Source organism: Sphingomonas sp. CCH21-G11 (assembly GCF_001555965.1).
In the GTDB taxonomy this organism is placed as follows: Bacteria; Pseudomonadota; Alphaproteobacteria; order Sphingomonadales; family Sphingomonadaceae; genus Sphingomonas.
Genome location: NZ_LSHX01000046.1, coordinates 1 through 20,119 on the forward strand (window position 1 = coordinate 1; position 20,119 = coordinate 20,119).

A 20,119-nucleotide genomic window follows, 5' to 3' on the forward strand; every position below is an offset into this window, starting at 1 on the left:
GCCTGCGAAGATCCTCGGGCGTGGCAACCGTATCCAGCAACGGCGTGTCGGGCGTGGTCGGCATGACGACTTCTCCGCATTCGTCCTTGACCCGGCGGCGACGCGGCCTGCCGGAATGCCGAAAGCTACCGAAACCGAGCCCGGCAAGTCCATGTCAACCGCACGGGACTTGCGGTTTGTCATCGCTTTTTGACAATAATCGACCAAGCGCCCGCCCGGGGTCGAGCCGCTACCGCTCGCGACGTGCCGCGACCGAGCGCAACTCGCCCAGCTGCCAGACGAGGAGCGCGGGGACATCGACGATCAGGTCGCGGGCGCGCTTGGCCAGCGACAGCGCGAGTGCTGCCTCCGGCGGCAGGCCGAACAGCGGGCCGATCAGGACGTAAGCCCCCTCCTGCACCCCGACCCCGCCGGGGATGAGGAAGGCGGCGGTGCGCAGCGTGAAGATCAGGCTTTCGATGACGATCACCGCATGCAGCGAGATCTCGATCCCGATAAAGTCGAGGACGATCGCCGCGCCCGCCCCGCTCGCCACCCAGGCGAGAAGGTGGAGCAGGAAGCACGCGATCAGCCGCCCGCGCCGCGCATAGATCGCATCGAGCCGGGCGCGCACCTCGATCAGGGTCGCCGCCGATCCCGGCAGCATCGCGCCGCCGATCCGTGCGGCCAGCGCGAGCATCGGCCGCTGCGCGAACGCGAACGCCAGGATGATCGCGACGCTGGCCGCCAGCCCGACCAGCGCGAGCCGGCGCACGTCGCCGCCGCCGCCCGCCCCGTTGAGGACGAGCAGCAGCGCGGCGACGCCATAGAGCGTGTAGACCAGCTGCGCGGCCAGTTCGGCGGTCTGGTCCGCGACCTGGGACGCATAGGCGACCGGCTGGGGCACGCGCCCGGCCACCAGGACGCGCAGCCCGACGACGATCCCGCCGAATTGCGAAAAGGGCAGCAAGTTGGTCGCCGCCTCGCGCAGCGTCCGCGCCCAGACGAAGGTGGCGACGGGCAGGCCGGGGGTCAGCACCTGCCACGCCAGGCCGAGCACCGAGAGGATGAACAGCGTGTAGGCGGCGTAGACGAGGAAAGGGACGGCGCCGATCCGCGCCAGCACCGCCAGCACGTCACGCGCGCCGACCGCGCCGATCAGTGCCAGCGTGACCGCCAGGCCGAGCATGGTCACGCCAACGGCGGCGAGCAGCGCCCAATTGGCCCGGCTCATGTCGGAACGGCCCGGCCGCGACGGGTCAGGCCGCTTCCTTGCGGTCGCGCAGGAAGCGGAAGAATTCGACTCCTTCACGCAGTCGCCGCTTCATCATGTCGCCGTCGCGCACCATTTCGCCCACGATCGAGGCGATCTTGCTCGGGCGGAAATAGAAGCTCTTGTAGAAGACCTCGACCGCGTCGAAGATCTCGCCTGCCGACAGGTGATCGTAGCTCAGCTGCGCGATCTGGTTACCGTCGTCGTTGAGCAGATCGCCCGACGAATCGAACCAGCCATTCTCGGTCGCCTGGCGATGCAGGAAGGTGCCGGGATAGGGCGCGGCCAGCGACACCTGGATGGTGTGCGGATTGACCTCGCGCGCAAAGGCCATGGTCTCGCGGATCGTCTCATGCGTTTCGCCCGGCAGACCCAGGATGAAGGTGCCGTGGACGGCGATGCCGAGCTGGCGACAGTCTTTCGCGAACTGACGCGCGACTTCGACCCGCATCCCCTTTTTGATGTTGTGGAGGATCTGCTGGTTGCCGCTTTCAAAGCCGACGAGCAGCAACCGCAGACCGTTGTCGCGCATGATCTTCAACGTGCGGTACGGCACGTTCGCCTTGGCATTGCACGACCAGGTGACGCCGAGCTTGCCGAGTTCGACCGCAAGCGCCTCCACACGCTGGGTGTTGTCGGTCAGCGTGTCGTCGTCGAAGAACAATTCCTTCATCTGCGGGAAGGCGCCGAGGACGTACTTTACCTCGTCGATGACATGGCCGATCGAACGGACGCGGTAGTTGTGCCCGCCCACCGTCTGCGGCCACAGGCAGAAGGTGCAGCGCGATTTGCACCCCCGCCCGGTATAGAAGCTGACATATGGGTGCTTCAGATAGCCGCCATAATATTTCTCGATCACCAGGTCCCGCTTGTAGACCGGCGTCACGAAGGGCAGCTGATCCATATCGGTCAGCACGGCACGGTCGGGATTGTGGACGATCGCGCCGTTGCGGTCGCGATAGCTGATCCCGTCGACCCGGTCCCAGTCCATGCCGTCGGCGATGTCCTTGATCGTGAAGTCGAATTCGTTGCGACACACGAAGTCGATCGCATCGGAGGCCTTCAGGCTGCCCTCCGCTTCGACCGCGACCTTCGATCCGATCATGCCGATCTTGAGCGCGGGGTTGAGCGCCTTCAGCATTTCGGCCGCGCGCACGTCCTGGCGGAACGACGGCGTCGAGGTATGGAGCACGACGAGATCGCGGCGCATCGCCTCCGGCGCAATGTCCTCGAACGACAGGTCGTGCGCCGGCGCGTCGATCAGCTTCGACCCCTCGACCAGCGCGGCGGGCTGCGCCAGCCAGGTCGGGTACCAGAAGGATTTCACCTCCCGCTTCATCTGATAGCGGGCGCCCGCGCCGCCGTCATAACCGTCAAACGACGGAGCCTGAAGGAAAAGCGCGCGCATCGTCATCGGGACCTCGTCGGGATCAGCCTGCCGTCGCGGGTCACCCTAAAGCGTGACCCGCGCCAATCAACGCGGCGCGTGAAAAACGTAGCAAGAAACACGGCAAATGAGAGCAGGTCGCGTGCGGGAAGCCACCAGGCGGGTGCCGCCCGAAAGCAGGCGACACGATCGATCCGCCATTTGACCAGGTAACGGGCGGCCAGCGCGGCGACGACCAGCGCCGCCGCCGGCACGCTCCACCCCATCGCCGTGGCGGCGAGCAGCGCATTGGGCAGGACATGGGTGATCAGGCTGCCCGCAAAACCCGGCCGGTCGATCGTGAAGATCGTGCGCGACCAGCGCAGTTCGTGCCGGACCAATGCGGCCAGGCTGTCCTCGCTGCACCCATGGAGAACGAAGGGCCCGGTGAGCGCGACGCGGAGCCCCAGGGCCCGCACCGCCCGACCGAGTTCGAAATCGTCGGCCAGCACGTCCCTGAACCGGTCGAAGCCGCCGATCCGTTCGAGCGTGTCGGCCCGCAGCGCCATCATCGGGCCGAGCACGGGATGCGCGAGCCCGGCGCGCTGGCCCAGAATGACGCTGGGCATGAACCGATAGCTGATGTCCATCGCCGCCAGCCGCGACCACCCGCCATTGTCGCCGCGCCCGAGATGCAGGCAGCTGACGATCCCGACCGCGGGATCCGCGAGCGTCGCCGCCAGCGCATCGAGCGTCCCGGGCGGCGTCGCCACGTCGCTGTCGCTGACGACGACCAGCGGATAGCGCACCCGGCCAGCCATGTTGAGCAGGTTCGACAGCTTGTTGTTGGCGCCGTGGCGCGCCGGATCGACGACCAGCGCGACGTCGGCGTCGGGAAATTCGCGCCGGACATCGGCGAGGATGCCGAGCGCGGGATCATCCGCGTCGCGGGTGCCGAACACGAACTGGAGGCCGCCCGCACAGGTCTGGGCGAACAGCGTGCGCAGGTTCTCGGCGAGGGCGGGCTCGGCACCATGGAGCGGCTTCAGCACGCTGATCCCGACCGGACCGTCCCCCGCTCGGGGCGGGGGCGGGGCGCGCACCAGCATCGCCGCCGCGAGCGTGTAGGCCAGCCCGAGACCCGCGAGCATTAGCAGCAGGATTTCAATAAAAAGCCCCAATTTCCGCCCTTTTCATCGGCTGTGCGGACCCGCCACCGGTTGCCATTGCACCGTCGCGAAGTCTAGTCTTCGGCGGCGACGGCAGCAGGAAAGCACGCTTCCGGCAGGCGCAGGCGGCGCGCGTGCCGACAGCGCGGGCGGCGCGTCCGCATGTCGTTCACGACGAATGGAATCGGGGTCCGCGACGGGAAGAATCGGGGTCGATGACGGCGCGAAAAATCCTTGTCACGGGCGCATCCGGATTCGTCGGTTCGGCGGTGGCGCGTGCGTTGATCGCCCGGGGGGATCGCGTGCGGTTGGCCGTTCGCACGACGAGCCCGCGGACCAACATCGCCGAACTCGATGCCGAGATCGTGGCCTGCGACCTCAACGACGCCACGGCGGTCGATGCCGCGATGGCCGGGATGGAGGGCGTGTTCCACGTCGCCGCGGATTATCGCATCTGGGCCGCCGATCCGGGGGAGATCGTCCGCAACAACCTGACCACCACGCGCAACGTCATGGCGGCCGCGCGCGCGCATGCGGTGGACCGCATCGTCTATACCAGCAGCGTTGCCACGCTGAAGCCGTCCGCCGACGGCGCCCCGGTCGACGAGGAGGCCGCCGCGACCGCCGATCAGGCCGTCGGCAGCTACAAACGCTCAAAGGTCGAGGCCGAACGACTGGTCGAGGCGATGGTGGCGCGCGACGGGCTGCCGGCGGTCATCGTCAACCCGTCGACCCCGGTCGGACCGCGCGACGTCCGCCCGACGCCCACCGGCCGGATCATCGTCGCGGCTGCGTCGGGCCGGATGCCCGCCTATGTCGACAGCGGGCTGAACCTGGTCCATGTCGACGATGTCGCGGCAGGGCATCTGGCCGCATTCGATCATGGCCGGATCGGCGAGCGATACATTCTGGGCGGCCAGAATGTCAGCCTGAAGGCGCTGCTCGCCACCATCGCCGCCGCGGTCGGGCGCAAGCCGCCCAGCGTCGCGCTACCGCGCGCGCCGCTCTATCCCGTCGCAGTGGCCAGCGAGATCGCGGCCCGGATGACCGGACGCGAACCGATGCTGACCCGCGATTCGCTGCGGATGGCGGGCGACCGGATGTATTTCCGGTCGACCAAGGCGGAAACCGAACTGGGCTATCGCGCGCGGCCCTATGCGCGCGGCATCGAGGACGCGGTCGCCTGGTTTCGCGGCGCGGGGATGATCGCATGACAATCGCGCCGAACCTTCTGGGAGCCGTCGCGCTGGCGATCTGGCTGGCGATGCTGCTCGGACGCGACGGCTTCTGGCTGGCGCGGGCAACCGACCGCGTCGTGCCGCCCCTGCCCGACACACTGCCCAGCGTCACCGCGATCGTGCCGGCGCGCGACGAGGCGGAGTGCATCGGCGCGGCGGTCGCCAGCCTGGTGGCGCAACGCTATGCCGGGCGCTTCGACATTCTGGTCGTCGATGACGGGAGCAGCGACGGCACGGCACTGCTTGCACGGCGGGCGGCGGCGGGATCGCCGCGCCTGGCGGTGATGACCGCGGCACCGCTGGCCAATGGCTGGACCGGCAAGCTGGCGGCGATGGCGCAGGGCGTCGCGCATTCCGCGACGCATGAACCCAGCGACCTCATCTGGTTCACCGATGCCGATATCGTCCATGCGCCCGATACGCTGGCAAGTCTGGTCGCGCGCGCGCATCAGGACGGCCGGGTGCTCGTTTCGCTGATGGCGCGGCTGCGCTGCGAAAGCCTGGCAGAGCGAATGCTGGTCCCGGCCTTCGTCTTCTTCTTTCAGCTGCTCTATCCGTTCGCGGCGGTGTCCGATCCCCGACGGCGCGTGGCGGGCGCGGCGGGCGGGTGCATGCTGGTCGACCGTGGCGCGCTGGCGCGTGCGGGCGGGATCGCGGCGATCCGCAGCGCGCTGATCGACGATTGCGCGCTGGGTGCGCTGATGAAGCGCCAGGGACCGATCTGGCTCGGGCTGACCGATCGCGCGCGCAGCATCCGCCCCTATCCGAGGTTCGGCGACATCGGGGCGATGATCGCGCGATCGGCCTATGCCCAGCTCGGCTATCGCCCGTTGTGGCTGGCCGGCACCGTCGTCGGCATGGCGATCGTCTATGTCGCCCCGCCCGCGCTCGCGCTGTTCGCAACGGGATGGGCCCAGGCAGCCGGGCTGGCCGCCTGGGCGCTGATGGCGCTGGCGCTGCTGCCGATGCTGCGCTTCTATCGCTGCTCGCCGCTCTGGGGGCTTGCCTTGCCGGGGATCGCCGCCTTCTACGCCGGCGCGACGCTGTATTCGGCCTGGCAGTTCACGCGCGGTCGCGGCGGCGCGTGGAAGGGCCGCCATCAGGCGGTGATGCCATGATCGGCGCGCAGGGCCACGAACCGGCCATGCTGGCGTCGCGCGATCTGGCGTCGGGCAAGGGGCATCGCGACGAGAATTTCCCGGTGGCGTCGCTGATCCTGCGCCCCGCGGTGCGCGCACCGGTGATGGCGTTCTATCGCTTTGCGCGCGCCGCCGACGACGTGGCGGATCATCCGGACGCGACTGCGCAGGAAAAGCTCGCCCTGCTCGCGACGATGCACGCGACGCTGGACGGGCGCAGCGACGCCGATCCTGCCGCGCTCGCGCTGCGCCGGGGATTGGCCGGAACCGGCGTGCCGCTCGACCATGCGCACGACCTGCTGCGCGCATTCGAACGGGATTGCGTCACGCCGCGCACCCGCGACTGGGACGATCTGATCGATTACTGCCGGCTGTCGGCGATGCCGGTCGGGCGGTTCATGCTCGACGTGCATGGCGAGGCGCGGACGTTGTGGGCGCAGTCCGACGCGCTGTGTGCCGCGCTTCAGGTCATCAACCATCTGCAGGATTGCGGGCGCGACCGTGCCGCGCTCGACCGTGTCTACCTGCCCGACGACTTGATGGCGGCGCATGGCGCGCGGATCGAGGATCTCGACGCGCCGACGGCGTCACCGTCCCTGCGCGCGGTGATCGTCGCGCTGGCGCGGCGCTGCGATGTGCTGCTCGACCAGGCATCGGGATTTGCGGGCGCGATCCGCGACCGGCGGTTGGGTGCGGAGGTCGCCGCGATGCTCGCGCTCGCCCGCGATCTCGTCCGCCTGCTGTCCACCCGCGACCCGCTGGCGCAGCGCGTCCACCACCGCAAGCCGACCGCGGCGCGGATCGCGTTGTTCGCCGCCGGCCGCCATCTGGTGCTGGGCCGGTGAACGCGATCGCCCCGATCGACGCGGTGCCGGCGGCGCAGGCGGCGCGCAGTTCCTTTTATGCGGGGATGCGCGTGTTGCCGAAGGCGCGGCGCGAGGCGATGTACGCTATCTACGCCTTTTGCCGCGCGGTCGACGACATTGCCGACGATCAGGGTCACGACCGGGCTGTGCGCGCCGCCGAGCTGCAGGCGTGGCGACGCGACATCGACGCGCTTTATGCCGGGGGGCCGCCCGGACGCGCCGCACTGCTCACCGGGGCGGTGGTGCGTTTCCAGCTTGATCGCGCCGATTTCCACGCGATCATCGACGGGATGATGATGGACGTGGACGCCGACATCCGCTGGCCCGATGCGGCGACGCTCGACCTCTATTGCGACCGGGTCGCCTCTGCGGTCGGGCGGCTTTCGGTGCGGGCGTTCGGGATGGACGCGGAGCCCGGCCAGATGCTGGCCCACCATCTGGGCCGCGCGCTGCAACTGACCAACATCCTGCGCGACATCGACGAGGATGCCGCGATCGGCCGCGTCTACCTCCCGCGCGAAGCGCTGGCGGCGGCGGGGATTATCCCAACCACCCCTGCCCAGGTCGCCGCCGCGCCGGGGATCGACCCTGCCGCACGGTTGGTCGCGACCGAGGCGCGACGCCATTTCGCCGCCGCCCATGCCATCCTGACGACGAAGCCGCGCGGCCACCTGATCGCGCCCAGGCTGATGGACATCGCCTATGCCCGGCTGCTGCGGCGGATGGAGGAAACTGGCTGGGCTCCGCCGCGTCGCCGGCCGCGCACCAACAAGCTGTGGCTGATCGCAACGGTACTCAGGCTGCTCGTCTTCCGATGAGCGAAGGCGTCGTGCACATCATCGGCGCGGGCCTGGCGGGGCTGGGTGCGGCGGTGGCGATCAGCGCGCAGGGCCGACAGGTCGTCGTGCACGAAAGCGCAGCGCACGCCGGCGGGCGATGCCGGTCCTATCACGACCCGCTGCTCGACCGGGTGATCGACAATGGCAATCACCTCGTCCTGTCGGGCAACCGCGCAGTGATGCGCTACCTTTGCGCCACCGGCGCCGCCGACACGCTGACCGGGCCGGTGGCGGCGTCCTACGACTTCTACGACGTCGGGTCGGGGGAACGCTGGACGGTGACCGCCAATGAGGGCGCGCTGCCCTGGTGGATCCTTGACCCCGCACGGCGGGTGCCGGGCACGCGCGCACGCGACTATCTGGGCCTCGCCCGGCTGTTCGTCGGCAATGACGGCGACGTGATCGCGGCGCGGGTCCGTCCGCAAGGGCGGCTGTGGTCGCACCTGATCGATCCGGTGCTGGTGGCCGCGCTCAACACCTCGGTCGCGGAAGCTTCCGCACCCCTCGCGGCGGCCGTGCTCCGCGAATCGCTTGCGCGCGGCGGCCGCGCCAGCCAGCCGCGGATCGCCGCGACCACCCTTGCCGCAACCTTCGTCGATCCCGCGCTTGCGACGCTCAACCGGCGGGGGGTGCGCGTGCGCTTCAACGCACGGCTGCACGGCATCGCGATGACCGACGATCGGGCGAGCGCGCTCGACTTCGCCGACGGCCCGGTCGGGCTGGGCCCGGCGGATCAGGTGGTCGTGGCAGTGCCCGCAGGCGTGGCGACCGACCTGTTGCCCGGCCTGTCCGCCCCCGACCAGTTCCGCGCGATCGTCAACGGCCACTTCGCGATGGCACCGCCCCCGGGGGCACCGGCGATGCTGGGACTGATCGGCGGAACGGCGGAATGGCTGTTCGCCTTTGGCGATCGCCTGTCGGTCACGGTCAGCGATGCCAACCGCCTGCTCGATCAGGATCGCGCGACACTGGCGGCGCGCTTCTGGGCGGATATCTGCGCCGCGCTGGCGATCGACGCGCCGATGCCGCCATGGCAGATCGTCAAGGAAAAGCGCGCCACCTTTGCCGCGACCCCCGATCAGGATGCCCGGCGGCCGGGCACCGCGACGCGCTGGCGCAACCTCGCGCTGGCGGGCGACTGGACCCGTACCGGACTGCCCGCGACGATCGAGGGGGCCCTGCGGTCGGGCGAAGCCGCTGCCGCACACGTCATGGCGCGCAGCTGATGCACATGATGACGGGTAACCGGGCCGCCACCCCCACCGATGACGACGCCATCGACCGCAGCGTCGATCGCGCGGCCGACGCACTTGCGCGCGCGCAGCGCGACGACGGCCACTGGGTGTTCGAACTGGAGGCGGACGCGACCATCCCTGCCGAATTCGTTCTGCTCAAACATTATCTGGGCGAACCGCGCGATCCGGTGCTCGAGGGCAAGATCGGCCATTATCTCCGCCGCATCCAGTCGGCGGAACATCATGGCTGGCCGCTGTTCCACGGCGGCGCGTTCGACACCTCCGCCAGCGTGAAGGCCTATTACGCGCTCAAGATGATCGGCGACGATCCGCAGGCGCCGCACATGGCGCGCGCACGCGCGGCGATCCACGCGGCGGGCGGCGCGGCGGCGGTGAATGTCTTCACGCGCATCCAGCTGGCGCTGTTCGGCGCGGGCAGCTGGTCGGTGGTGCCGACGATGCCGGTCGAGCTGATCCTGCTGCCGCGCTGGTTCCCGGTGCATCTGTCGAAAATGAGCTATTGGGCGCGTACGGTCATCGTGCCGCTGCTCGTGCTCGCCGCAAAGCAGCCGGTGGCAAAGAACCCGTCGGGGGTGAAGGTCGATGAACTCTACACCCAAAGGGCAGCGCCGCTGAAAAGCCAGGCGGCGGGCGCGAAACGATCCTGGCAGATACTTTTCGGCGGCCTCGACATCGTGCTCAAGCGGGTCGAGCCGCTGTGGCCCCGGGGATTAAGGGCGAAGGCGATGCAGGCCTGCGTCGATTTCGTCGTCGAACGGCTCAATGGCGAGGATGGCCTGGGCGCGATCTATCCGGCGATGGCGAACAGCGTGATGATGTTCGATTGCCTGGGCTATCCCGAGGATCATCCGCACCGGGCGATCGCGCGCAGGTCCGTGGAAAGGCTGCTCGTGGTGAAGGCCGACGAGGCCTATTGCCAGCCCTGCGTCTCGCCGGTCTGGGACACCGCGCTCGCTGCGCACGCGATGCTGGAGGCCGGTGGCGAAGCGAATGAGGCGCGCGCGAGGGCCGCACTAGCGTGGCTGAAACCGCTTCAGGTCACCGACGTGCGCGGCGACTGGGCAGAGGTGAAACCCGGCATCCGCCCCGGCGGCTGGGCGTTTCAGTACAACAACGCGCATTACCCCGATCTCGACGACACCGCCGTCGTGGTGATGGCGATGGATCGCGCGCGCGATAAGCTGGCACCTGCCGGTGTCGGTGCCGGGGGTTACGATGAGGCGATCGATCACGGCAATGAATGGACGGTCGGGCTGCAATCGAAAAATGGCGGTTTCGGCGCGTTCGATGCCGACAACACCCATGACTATCTCAACAACATCCCCTTTGCCGATCACGGCGCGCTGCTCGATCCGCCGACCAGCGACGTGACCGCGCGCTGCGTGTCGATGATGGCGCAGCTCGGCGAAACCGACAGCCCGCGAATGAAGGCTGCGCTCGGTTTCCTCGACGCCGAACAGATGGCGGATGGATCATGGTTCGGGCGCTGGGGGGTCAATTACATCTACGGCACCTGGTCGGTGATGTGCGCACTAAACGCAGCCGGGCGCGGCGGTGATCATCCGGGCATGCGCCGCGCCGCCGACTGGCTGGTGGCGATCCAGAATGCCGACGGCGGCTGGGGCGAGGATTGCGACAGCTATGCGCTCGACTATGCCGGCTACACCCCGGCACCGTCGACCGCATCGCAGACCGCCTGGGCGCTGCTCGCGCTCATGGCCGCGGGGTTGGTCGAACATCCCGCGGTCGCGCGCGGGGTCGAATGGCTGGTCGCCAACCAGGAAGCGGACGGGCTGTGGGGGCAGGAACAGCATACCGGCGGCGGCTTTCCGCGCGTGTTTTACCTGCGCTATCACGGCTACCCGAAATACTTCCCGCTCTGGGCAGTCGCGCGGTATCGGAATCTGAAGCGGTCGAACCAGAAGATCGTCGCATGGGGAATGTGAGCGGGCCGATCTTCGCCATTTTCCCGGCTCTGACGGCCGGGGCATAAGGGGCAGGCCGTGATCCTGATTGCCTGCGGGTTGCAGCGGGAAGCCAAGATCCTTGGCCGGCCCGGGGTGATCGCCGTCCCCGGCGGCGGCGATGCGGCGCGGCTGGAGATGATGCTGGCGTCGCACGCGGCGCGTGCGACGATGATCGTTTCGAGCGGGATCGCGGGTGGGCTGGATCCCGCGCTGGTGGCTGGCGACGTGGTCGTCGACTGCACCATGCCCCACGCCCTTGACCCACGGGTCGCGGAGGGGCTTGTACGGATGCGCGCCGCCCTCCCCCACGCGCATTACGGCACGATCGTCGGTCAGGATCGCATCGCGGCGCGCGCGATCGAAAAGGCCGCGCTCCACGCCGCCACCGGCGCCATGGCGGTCGACATGGAATCGCACGTCGCCGCGCGGGTGGCGGCGCGGTACGGCCTGCCCTTCCTCGCCATCCGCGCCATATCCGACACGGCGCACGAAACCCTGCCCCCCGCCGCGCTGGTCGGGATGAACCCCGATGGATCGATGGCGCTGGGCAAGGTGCTGGCGTCGCTCGCACGGCGACCGGGGCAACTGCCGGCGCTGATCCGGACCGGGCGGAGCGCCGAGGCGGCGTTCACATCGCTGGCGCAGCTAAGTCAGGCCCTGCGCTTAACCCAACAGAACTGAGCGGTCATTGCGAGCGCAGCGAAGCAATCCAGCCGAGCCGCAAATGGTACCGCTGGATTGCTTCGCTGCGCTCGCAATGACGGTAATTTGGCTTCTGCCTCAAGCTGCGCGCTGCACCCGCTTGTAACCTTCGGGGTCCGCCGCCTTGATCCGCTCCAGCTCGCGCTCGACATGGCTGGAATGGACGTCCTGTGCCGGCCTTGCGTTGGACAGGTCGATATCGGGCGCCATCGGACCTTCGGTGCGCACGCCCTTGCGTCCGACCTTGAGCATCTTGAGCGGGTGGCGGATCGCATCGGTCGCCGCCGTGCCCTCGAACCCACAATGGACCATGCAGTTCGAGCATTTCGCGTATTTGCCGACGCCATACTGGTCCCAGTCGGTGCCCTCCATCAGCTCGGCAAAGCTGTCGACATAGCCCTCGCCGACCAGATAGCAGGGCTTTTGCCACCCGAACACGGTGCGCAACGGCATCGACCAGGGCGTGCATTCATAGGTCTGGTTGCCCGCGAGGAAATCGAGGAACAGGGGCGAGTTGGTGAACGCCCATTTGCGCCCGCCATCGCCCCGGCGGAACACGTCGCGGAAGAAATTCTTGGTGCGTTCGCGCGTCAGGAAATGCGCCTGATCGGCGGCACGCTCATAGGAATAGCCGGGCGAGATCGTGATCTCGACATCGCGCGCCGCCATTTCGTCGAAGAACGCCGCCAGCCGGTCGGGGTCTGCGCCGTCGAACACGGTGCAGTTGACCTGGACGCGGAAACCGCGCGCCTTTGCCATCTCGATCGCCTCGATCGCGACTTCATAGGTGCCGTCCTGATCGACCGCGTGGTCGTGCATGCCCTTGTCGCCATCGAGATGGATCGACCAGGTGAAAAAGGTCGACGGCCGGTAATCGTCGATCTTCTTCTTGAGCAGCAGCGCGTTGGTGCACAGGATCACGAACTTCTTCCGGCGCACATAACCTTCGACGATGCGCGGCATGTCGCGGTGGAGCAGCGGCTCGCCCCCCGCGATCGACACGGCGGGCGCGCCGCATTCGTCGATCGCCTGCATGCATTGGTCATAGCTCAGCCGCTGGTTGAGGATCGCGTCGGGATAATCGATCTTGCCACAGCCCGGGCAGGCGAGATTGCAGCGCAGCAGCGGCTCGAGCATCAGCACGAGCGGATATTTGCCCCCGGCCAGATGCCGCCGGAGCGTGTAGCCGCCGATGCGGGCGAGGAGCGGAAGCGGCAGACCCATTTTTTTCCAGCCCTATTCGGCGGCGATCGAGTTGGCCTGCACCACGTGGCGCAGCTCGGGCGGCAGACTGAATTCCACCGTCTCGACGATGCCGTCGAGCGTCGAGACCTCGATCGGCGCAATCCGCCGCAACGCCGTGATGACATCCTCGACCAGCGTATCGGGGGCAGACGCCCCTGCCGTCAAGCCGATGCGTTCGACCCCGTCGAACCAGGCGGGATCAAGCGCGCTGCCGTCGGCGACCAGATAGCTGGGCAAGCCGAGATCGACGCCGATCTCGCGCAGGCGATTGGAATTGGAGCTGTTCGGCGATCCGACGACCAGCAGTACGTCGGCGACGCGGCACAGGTCGCGCACCGCCGTCTGCCGGCTCTGCGTGGCATAGCAGATGTCGGAGACATTGGGGCCGACCACGTCGGAGAAGCGCCGCTCGAGCGCGGCGATGACATCGCGGGTGTCGTCGACGCTGAGCGTCGTTTGGGTGATGTACGCGATCGGTTCGTCGTCGGGCAGGTCGAGCTTCTCGATATCGGCACAGGTGCCGACCAGATGCACGGGCGCGTCGATCTGGCCGATCGTTCCCTCCACTTCGGCATGGCCCTCGTGCCCGATCAGCACGATGGTCCGTCCCGCCGCCGCATAGCGCCGCCCCTGCAGATGGACCTTGGTCACCAGCGGGCAGGTCGCGTCGAGGACCGGCAGCCGGCGTGACGCGGCCACCGCCTCCACCTCGCGCGCGACGCCATGGGCGCTGAAGATGGTGCGGCCGCCGTCCGGAATCTCGTCCAGTTCATCGACGAACACCGCGCCCTTGGCCTTCAGCGTGTCGACGACGTGCCGGTTGTGCACGATTTCATGGCGGACATAGACCGGCGCGCCGTAACGTTCGATCGCGCGCCCGACGATCTCGATCGCCCGCACCACCCCCGCGCAGAATCCACGCGGTTGCGCGAGGATGACCTGTATCGCCATTGCTCACCTCATTCCCCGCGCGGAGATGATCTCCGCGCCGTCGCATCCGAAACCCATTGCTCCGACGCGCCACTTTGCCCGTTTTTCAAAACAATGAACAAAATATTGCAATCGCAGACTAGAGCCGTCGTAAAAATTGTAGAACCAATCTATCCATGTCATCAATAGCGGTAGTCGAACGACGTGACAGGCTTACCGGACAGGCTATTCATTGGAGCAAGAAAATGAAACTTGCTGTTTTTTCGACAACGATCGTCGCTTTGACTTTGATATCTCCGACCATGGTCGCGGCCCAGACCGATGCGGCAGCGACGGTGCAGACGCTGAGCGACACCCTGATCGCGACGATGCGCGAGGGGCCGGCGCTCGGTTTTGCCGGCCGGTCGGCGCGGCTGAAGCCCGTGATCGAACGCAGTTTCGACCTCGCTCTTGCCACCCGCCTGTCGATCGGCCCGAGCTGGACCAAGATGTCCGCGGCGGACCAGGCCGCGCTGACCGACGCGATCCGGCGCATGACGATCGCCGAATATGCCCGCAACTTCGCGCGCTGGAACGGCGAGGCGATCCGCGTCGATCCGCGCGTCACCACGCGGGGTGCCGATGCGCTGGTTCGAACGACATTGACGCGGCGCGACGGCGATCCGGTCGTGCTCGCCTATCGCCTGCGCCAGACGGGCGGGACGTGGCGGATCATCGACGTCCTGTTCAACGGCTCGATCAGCCAGCTCGCGACGCGACGCGCGGATTACGCGCGCATCCTGGCAAGCGGCGGCGCGCCCGCGCTGGTCCGTCACCTCGATCGAGCCACTGCCAATGCCGCGCGCTGAACGACGCCGCATCGCGACCGGCCGCAGCCTGATCCGCGACGCCGCGATCTGGCTAGCGCTGACGACGCTGGCGTTGGGTACGCCGGGATGCGCCAATCGGCCCGCGATCGAGCCGGCGGGTACCGCCGCACCCGCGGCACTGTCGGGCGATGCGGCGGCGCCGCGACCGCCACGTACCCCGGGCGACCCGGTCGAGGCGACGAACCGCCGCTTCTTTCGTGCGCAAAGCGGCATCGATCGGGGTTTCTTCGGCCCGGTTGCGCGCTTCTACAAACGCGTCGTCCCGCGCGTGATCCGGTCGGGGCTGCGCAACATCATCCGCAACCTCACCGAGCCGGTGGTCTTCGTCAACGACGTGCTGCAGATCAAGCCGAAGCGCGCGGTGCGAACGCTCGGCCGTTTCGTCATCAATTCGACCGTCGGTGTGGCCGGCGCGATCGACGTCGCGAAGACCGCTGACCTGCCCTATCGCGCCAATGGCTTCGGCAACACGCTCGGGCGCTACGGCGTCGGCCCCGGCCCGTTCCTCTACCTGCCGCTGGTCGGCCCGACGACGCTGCGCGACCTGCTGGGCGGGCAGCTCGACGGACTGGTGCTGCCGGTCGGCGTCGGATTTCCGTTCGACCGGCTCGATTACCAGCTCAGTCGCGGGGTCGTGTCGACCCTGGACCGGCGGGCCGAGGCCGAGGACGACTTGAAGGCGCTGTTGTCGGGCGCCGCCGACCCCTATGCCACCCTTCGCTCGGTCTATCTCCAGAGCCGCGCCGCCGCGATCGCCGAGCTTCGCGGCAGCAGCGACGGAACGGAAGCCCTCGACGATCCGCTGCTCGATCCGGCGGAGTCCCCGCCCGACCCGACCGCCGGCGCCGCCCCCGACGTGCCGGAGCAGACCGATCCGGCCGCGTGCGCCGATGCAGGCAGCTGTTCGCCCGCGCCCGCAGAGGGGGCAACGCCCGACGCGGCGCCGGAGACGCTGCCCGACCCGGCGGCCGGTGCGATCGCGGAGCCGATGGGGATGGCGGCGTGATGCCGCCCGGATCGGCGCGGATTATGCTGGCGGGCCGAGCGGGGCGGCCTCACTCCCACTCGATCGTGCCGGGCGGCTTGCTCGTATAGTCGTAGGTGACGCGGTTGATGCCGCGAACTTCGTTGATGATGCGCGTCGCGACGCGGGGCAGGAAGTCGCCGGGAAAGCTGAAGGCCTCCGCCGTCATCCCGTCGGTGCTGGTCACGGCACGCAGCGCCAGCACATTGTCGTACGTGCGCCCGTCGCCCATCACGCCGACGCTGCGCACCGGCAGCAGCACCGCGAATGCCTGCCAGATCGCATCGTACAGCCCGGCATTGCGGATTTCCTCCAGATAGATCGCATCCGCCTTGCGCAGGATGTCGCAGCGCGCCTTGGTGACTTCGCCGGGGATCCGGATGGCCAGGCCGGGCCCCGGAAACGGGTGCCGCCCGACGAAGATGTCGGGCAGCCCCAGCTCACGACCCAGCGCGCGCACCTCGTCCTTGAACAGCTCGCGCAGCGGCTCGACCAGCTTCATGTTCATACGTTCGGGCAGGCCACCGACATTGTGGTGGCTCTTGATCGTCACCGACGGGCCGCCCGTGAAGGAAACGCTCTCGATCACATCGGGATAGAGCGTGCCCTGCGCCAGGAACTCCGCCCCGCCGATCTTGCGCGCCTCGTCCTCGAACACGTCGATAAACGTCTTGCCGATGAACTTGCGCTTGGCCTCCGGGTCGGTGACGCCGGCCAGGCCATTGAGGAACAACGTCTCCGCATTCACATGGACGAGCGGGATGTTGTAATGGCCGCGGAACAGGCTGACGACCTGATCCGCCTCGCCCGCGCGCATCAGGCCATGGTCCACGAACACGCAGGTCAGCTGCTCGCCGATCGCCTCATGGATCAGCACCGCGGCGACCGCGGAATCGACCCCGCCCGACAGGCCGCAGATCACCCGGCCCTTGCCGACCTGCGCGCGGATTTCGGCGATCTTGGCGGCGCGGAACTCGGCCATCGTCCAGTCGCCCTTGAGGCCGCAGACATGGCGGGCGAAATTGGCGATCAGCCGCGCGCCGTCGGGCGTATGAACCACCTCCGGGTGGAATTGCATCGCATAATAGCGCCGCGCATCGTCGGCGATCACGGCAAAGGGCGCGCCGGGGCTGGACGCGACGGCGCGGAACCCGGGGGCGAGCGCAGTCACCTTGTCGCCGTGGCTCATCCACACCTGGTGCGTTTCGCCTTCCGCCCACATGCCGTCGAACAACGCGCAGCGATCGTCGATGGTGATGAAGGCGCGACCGAACTCGCCCGAATCGCCCAGCCGCACCTCGCCGCCCAGCTGATGCATCATCGTCTGCTGGCCGTAGCAGATGCCCAGCACCGGCAGGCCGCTGTCAAAGATCGCCTGGGGTGCGCGCGGGCTGCCCTCGTCCAGCACCGATGCCGGGCTGCCCGACAGGATGATGCCGGCGGGCTTCATCCGCGCAAAGGCGGCTTCCGCGGCGTTGAACGGTGCGATCTCGCTATAGACGCCGGCCTCGCGGACGCGGCGGGCGATCAACTGCGTCACCTGGCTGCCGAAATCGACGATCAGGATCGATTGCTGGGGAGTTTCCATGCCGCGACCCGATAACCGGGTCGCGGGCGTGTGGAAAGGGCGCAGGCGGGATCAGCGAGACTGAGAGATGCCGTCCGCCCCGAAGTTGAAGTATCGCCGGGCACCGGGCTGCTGTGACCGCTCGGGATGGGCGGTCACCTCAATCGCTACGCCGTCCAAATCGTTTGACGGCTTGATGAAGCAATAGCCGAAGCGAATGTCGCGCGCGCGCTGAACTTCCATGAACTGATTCAGCCAGCGGAGCCGCTCTGCGGGCAGCGGGACGTCATTCCATCTGAGCGACGTGACGCGCGTCCCTTGCAAGTCACGGGTCGATTCATATTTGATCTCGGCGATCCCGGCTGCGCAGCGCGCTGTCTCCGAACGCATTAGCCAGGGTATTTCGGGCTCCCCGATAGGGATGCCATGATAATCGCCACGAATGATAACCGTCTGCACTGCTAGCAGGTAAAACAGGCTCAACATCAACGCGACTCCGTGCGGCGGGTCGTCTACCCGATCATCGCGTCGATCCTAGATCAGCGCGCCGCGATGTCGAAGCCCTCGATTACCACGCGCGGATATTCGCCGGTCACGATCGTGCAGCGGAAACGCTGTTCCTGCCGATCCGCGTCCCGATAGCCGTCGCGCAGTTCGATCGTGCCCTGGACGTACCAGCTGCCGTCGCGGCGGGCGTCGACATCGGTGATGTCCTGCACGCGTGCGAGCGGCGCGAGGCGTCGGCCCTCGTCCTCCGCCGCGACCGCGCAGCTGTCGACGGCGGCGTCCTCGGTGTAGGTCGCGGGCGGTGCGGTGTCCTCGCCGCCGGTTGCATCCCCGGCCAGGTCGGCGAAATCGTCGTCCGCCCGAGGATCGCGCGAACTGCGATCCCATTCGGCGGGCGGCGGCAACGGCGGATCGATCGTGTCCCGCGGGATATTGCGGCGCTCACGGTCCGCGCGGCTCGCTGCCGAAATGGCGGCGATCAGGCCACCCGCGATGACCGCGCCCAGCAGCACGTCGCCCCCGTCGATCCGGTCGCCGCGATGATGCCAGCGCCCCCGCCCCCAGTCGCGCGCGTCCGCCGGGACCGCCGTCGCCAGCATCGCCGTCGTCGCCAACGCCGCACCCATGATCCGCAAGCTGTTCATTCGCGCGCCTCCCACTCGTCAGCACACTCCCATGCCCGATCCGCGCTGTCGCGCAGATGAACCGCCTCACAGCGCGTTGGCCGCCCACACAAATTGCGCGCGGAGCCAGGCGGTTGCGGCATCCGACCGAGCCATCGGATTCCACAGCATTTCGATATGCCATGCCGGCACGCCGACCGGCAGGTCAAAGCACTGAAGCCCCCACGCCGTCGCCCGATCAGCCATGCGCGACGGCAGCGCCCCGATCAGGTCGGTGCCGGCGATCACCGGGGGTAGCGCCAGCATGTGGGGCACGACCAGGGCGATCGTGCGGTGCAGGCCGGCATCGGCCAGCGCGCGATCGATCGCGCCGCGGCGGTCGCCACGGACCGATGTCAGCACATGTCGCGCCCCCACGAAATCGTCGAGGCTGATCTTGCCGTCGCGAATGGCGGGATGCCCGGCCCGCGCGACGCCGACGAACCGTTCGGCGAGCAGCCGCTGCTGCACGGCATCTGGCGGTGGAGATGCAAAGGTGCCGATCGCAAGGTCGATATCGCCGCGCGCGACCATGGCTTCGATGTCGCGCTTGTCATAGCCGATGATCTCCACGCTCGATCCCGGGCTCAGCGCCGCGATCCGCGCCATGACGCGGGGAAGCAGCACCATCGTCGTATAATCGGTACTGGCGACGCGGAAACGGTGACCGGGATGCGCAGGATCGAACGCGACCGCGTCGTCGAGCGCCGCGCGGAGCTGATCAAGCACAGCGGCGATTGGCACCATCAACCGCTGCGCAAGCGGTGTCGGCTGCATCGCACCATGGCTGCGCACGAACAGCCGGTCGCCGAACAATTGCCGCAGCCGCGCAAGCGTGGCGCTCATCGCGGGCTGACGTATGCCGAGGCGTTCGGCAGCGACGCTGACGCTGCGCGTTTCGGCAAGCGCGTGAAACGCAACGAGCAGATTCAGGTCGACACGCGCGAGATCCATCGATCCGGTCGATACCAACTATTCGGGTGACAGGATAGGGCGGCAATATCGTCCATGCTATTGCGCCGCGGGCAAAAACCAGGAGGACCCGAACATGTCGAGCACCGTCGAACTCGTCACCCGCTTCATCACCCGTTTCCTCGGCGAAGCGGACCTGGCCGTCGCCGACGCGACCCTGCACGCGCGCGTACAGGGCATCACCGGGTTGAAGCCGACCGGGCCGATTGACGGGCGCGAGGAATACAAGGCGACGATCGCCGGCTTTGTCGACGCCTTTCCCGCCGAATCGCCGGTCGAAATCATCGATCAATTCGCCTCCGCCGACGGCACCCGCGTCGTCACACGCTTTCACTCGCGCCAGCGTCACGCCAAGCCGTTCTTCGGAGTCGACGCGACCAACCGGGTCATCCTGTTCGACGAAACCCACGTCACGCGCGTCGAGGACGGCCTGATCGTCGAGAACATCGTCTCGGCAACCAATCTGGAGTTCGAGATGCTGATGGCGCCGGTGCTGACGCCGTTGATCCTGAAATGACCGCAGCCGGCGGCACGTCAGCTGGATGCGAC

The 20,119-nt window shown here is 68.1% G+C and carries 20 protein-coding genes; 11 read left to right on the forward strand and 9 right to left on the reverse strand.

Translation table 11 applies throughout. From position 1 onward, the window contains the following. The coding region (locus tag AX676_RS18330) for a hypothetical protein (RefSeq protein ID WP_231726119.1) at nucleotides 1-193 on the forward strand (193 nt) is incomplete at its 5' end. Between the two features lie 36 nt (nucleotides 194-229). On the opposite strand, the gene AX676_RS12260 is transcribed toward AX676_RS18330, so the two are convergent. Genes AX676_RS12260 through hpnI form a run of 3 tightly spaced genes read right to left on the reverse strand, consistent with a single transcriptional unit; the run spans nucleotide 230 to nucleotide 3,799 of the window. Next, nucleotides 230-1,213: a lysylphosphatidylglycerol synthase domain-containing protein gene (locus AX676_RS12260; protein ID WP_066476878.1), complete on the reverse strand. Its 984-nt coding sequence runs from the start codon at nucleotides 1,211-1,213 to the stop codon at nucleotides 230-232. 25 nt (nucleotides 1,214-1,238) lie between these two features. Then, entirely contained in the window at nucleotides 1,239-2,666 is a 1,428-nt protein-coding gene (gene hpnJ / locus AX676_RS12265; RefSeq protein WP_197417149.1) for a hopanoid biosynthesis associated radical SAM protein HpnJ, read from the reverse strand. Further along, nucleotides 2,663-3,799, reverse strand: a complete 1,137-nt coding sequence (gene hpnI, locus AX676_RS12270; RefSeq protein WP_231726118.1) for a bacteriohopanetetrol glucosamine biosynthesis glycosyltransferase HpnI — start codon at nucleotides 3,797-3,799, stop codon at nucleotides 2,663-2,665. Before hpnI ends, hpnJ begins: the two co-directional genes overlap by 4 nt. A gap of 203 nt (nucleotides 3,800-4,002) precedes the next feature. Here hpnI and hpnA point away from each other — a divergent pair, with 203 nt between their 5' ends. The 7 genes from hpnA to AX676_RS12305 are packed head-to-tail and all read left to right on the forward strand — an operon-like array spanning nucleotide 4,003 to nucleotide 11,773. Beyond that, nucleotides 4,003-5,001: a hopanoid-associated sugar epimerase gene (gene hpnA, locus AX676_RS12275; RefSeq protein WP_066476873.1), complete on the forward strand. Its 999-nt coding sequence runs from the start codon at nucleotides 4,003-4,005 to the stop codon at nucleotides 4,999-5,001. Then, entirely contained in the window at nucleotides 4,998-6,143 is a 1,146-nt protein-coding gene (locus tag AX676_RS12280; protein ID WP_066476871.1) for a glycosyltransferase, read from the forward strand. The genes hpnA and AX676_RS12280 overlap by 4 nt, the downstream gene beginning before the upstream one ends. Then, the gene (hpnC, locus tag AX676_RS12285) at nucleotides 6,140-7,009 is read left to right on the forward strand and encodes a squalene synthase HpnC (RefSeq protein ID WP_231726117.1); all 870 of its coding nucleotides are present in this window, start codon (nucleotides 6,140-6,142) and stop codon (nucleotides 7,007-7,009) included. The genes AX676_RS12280 and hpnC overlap by 4 nt, the downstream gene beginning before the upstream one ends. Further along, nucleotides 7,006-7,848 carry a presqualene diphosphate synthase HpnD gene (hpnD, locus tag AX676_RS12290; RefSeq protein ID WP_269450171.1) on the forward strand — a complete coding sequence of 281 codons (843 nt, stop codon included), beginning with the start codon at nucleotides 7,006-7,008 and terminating at the stop codon, nucleotides 7,846-7,848. Before hpnC ends, hpnD begins: the two co-directional genes overlap by 4 nt. After that, on the forward strand, nucleotides 7,845-9,095 hold the full coding sequence (hpnE, locus tag AX676_RS12295; protein WP_066476869.1) for a hydroxysqualene dehydroxylase HpnE: 1,251 nt from the start codon (nucleotides 7,845-7,847) through the stop codon (nucleotides 9,093-9,095). Before hpnD ends, hpnE begins: the two co-directional genes overlap by 4 nt. Continuing rightward, nucleotides 9,095-11,071 carry a squalene--hopene cyclase gene (shc, locus tag AX676_RS12300; RefSeq protein WP_066476868.1) on the forward strand — a complete coding sequence of 659 codons (1,977 nt, stop codon included), beginning with the start codon at nucleotides 9,095-9,097 and terminating at the stop codon, nucleotides 11,069-11,071. The genes hpnE and shc overlap by 1 nt, the downstream gene beginning before the upstream one ends. Before the next feature lie 57 nt (nucleotides 11,072-11,128). Beyond that, on the forward strand, nucleotides 11,129-11,773 hold the full coding sequence (locus AX676_RS12305; protein WP_066476865.1) for a phosphorylase family protein: 645 nt from the start codon (nucleotides 11,129-11,131) through the stop codon (nucleotides 11,771-11,773). A 99-nt stretch (nucleotides 11,774-11,872) separates the two neighbouring features. On the opposite strand, the gene hpnH is transcribed toward AX676_RS12305, so the two are convergent. Together hpnH and ispH are read right to left on the reverse strand one after the other, a co-directional pair. Further along, a complete protein-coding gene (gene hpnH, locus AX676_RS12310; RefSeq protein WP_066476862.1) occupies nucleotides 11,873-13,018 on the reverse strand; it encodes an adenosyl-hopene transferase HpnH in 1,146 nt (381 codons plus the stop codon). A 12-nt stretch (nucleotides 13,019-13,030) separates the two neighbouring features. Beyond that, nucleotides 13,031-13,990 (reverse strand): 4-hydroxy-3-methylbut-2-enyl diphosphate reductase, encoded by a 960-nt coding sequence (gene ispH, locus AX676_RS12315; RefSeq protein ID WP_066476859.1) that lies wholly within the window; start codon nucleotides 13,988-13,990, stop codon nucleotides 13,031-13,033. A gap of 281 nt (nucleotides 13,991-14,271) precedes the next feature. Here ispH and AX676_RS12320 point away from each other — a divergent pair, with 281 nt between their 5' ends. After that, complete coding sequence (locus tag AX676_RS12320) at nucleotides 14,272-14,817, forward strand: ABC transporter substrate-binding protein (protein ID WP_231726116.1); 546 nt, start codon at nucleotides 14,272-14,274, stop codon at nucleotides 14,815-14,817. Then, the gene (locus AX676_RS12325) at nucleotides 14,804-15,844 is read left to right on the forward strand and encodes an MlaA family lipoprotein (protein WP_066476857.1); all 1,041 of its coding nucleotides are present in this window, start codon (nucleotides 14,804-14,806) and stop codon (nucleotides 15,842-15,844) included. The genes AX676_RS12320 and AX676_RS12325 overlap by 14 nt, the downstream gene beginning before the upstream one ends. Before the next feature lie 49 nt (nucleotides 15,845-15,893). On the opposite strand, the gene guaA is transcribed toward AX676_RS12325, so the two are convergent. The 4 genes from guaA to AX676_RS12345 form a co-directional block, all read right to left on the reverse strand. After that, nucleotides 15,894-17,450: a glutamine-hydrolyzing GMP synthase gene (gene guaA, locus AX676_RS12330; protein ID WP_066476856.1), complete on the reverse strand. Its 1,557-nt coding sequence runs from the start codon at nucleotides 17,448-17,450 to the stop codon at nucleotides 15,894-15,896. Nucleotides 17,451-17,501: 51 nt separating this feature from the next. Then, entirely contained in the window at nucleotides 17,502-17,915 is a 414-nt protein-coding gene (locus tag AX676_RS12335; RefSeq protein ID WP_066476855.1) for a hypothetical protein, read from the reverse strand. A 53-nt stretch (nucleotides 17,916-17,968) separates the two neighbouring features. Beyond that, nucleotides 17,969-18,580 carry a hypothetical protein gene (locus tag AX676_RS12340; RefSeq protein WP_066476853.1) on the reverse strand — a complete coding sequence of 204 codons (612 nt, stop codon included), beginning with the start codon at nucleotides 18,578-18,580 and terminating at the stop codon, nucleotides 17,969-17,971. Nucleotides 18,581-18,646: 66 nt separating this feature from the next. Beyond that, complete coding sequence (locus AX676_RS12345) at nucleotides 18,647-19,552, reverse strand: LysR family transcriptional regulator (RefSeq protein ID WP_066476851.1); 906 nt, start codon at nucleotides 19,550-19,552, stop codon at nucleotides 18,647-18,649. A 94-nt stretch (nucleotides 19,553-19,646) separates the two neighbouring features. Here AX676_RS12345 and AX676_RS12350 point away from each other — a divergent pair, with 94 nt between their 5' ends. Beyond that, entirely contained in the window at nucleotides 19,647-20,087 is a 441-nt protein-coding gene (locus tag AX676_RS12350; protein ID WP_066476848.1) for an ester cyclase, read from the forward strand. The last annotated feature ends 32 nt before the right edge of the window (nucleotides 20,088-20,119 follow it).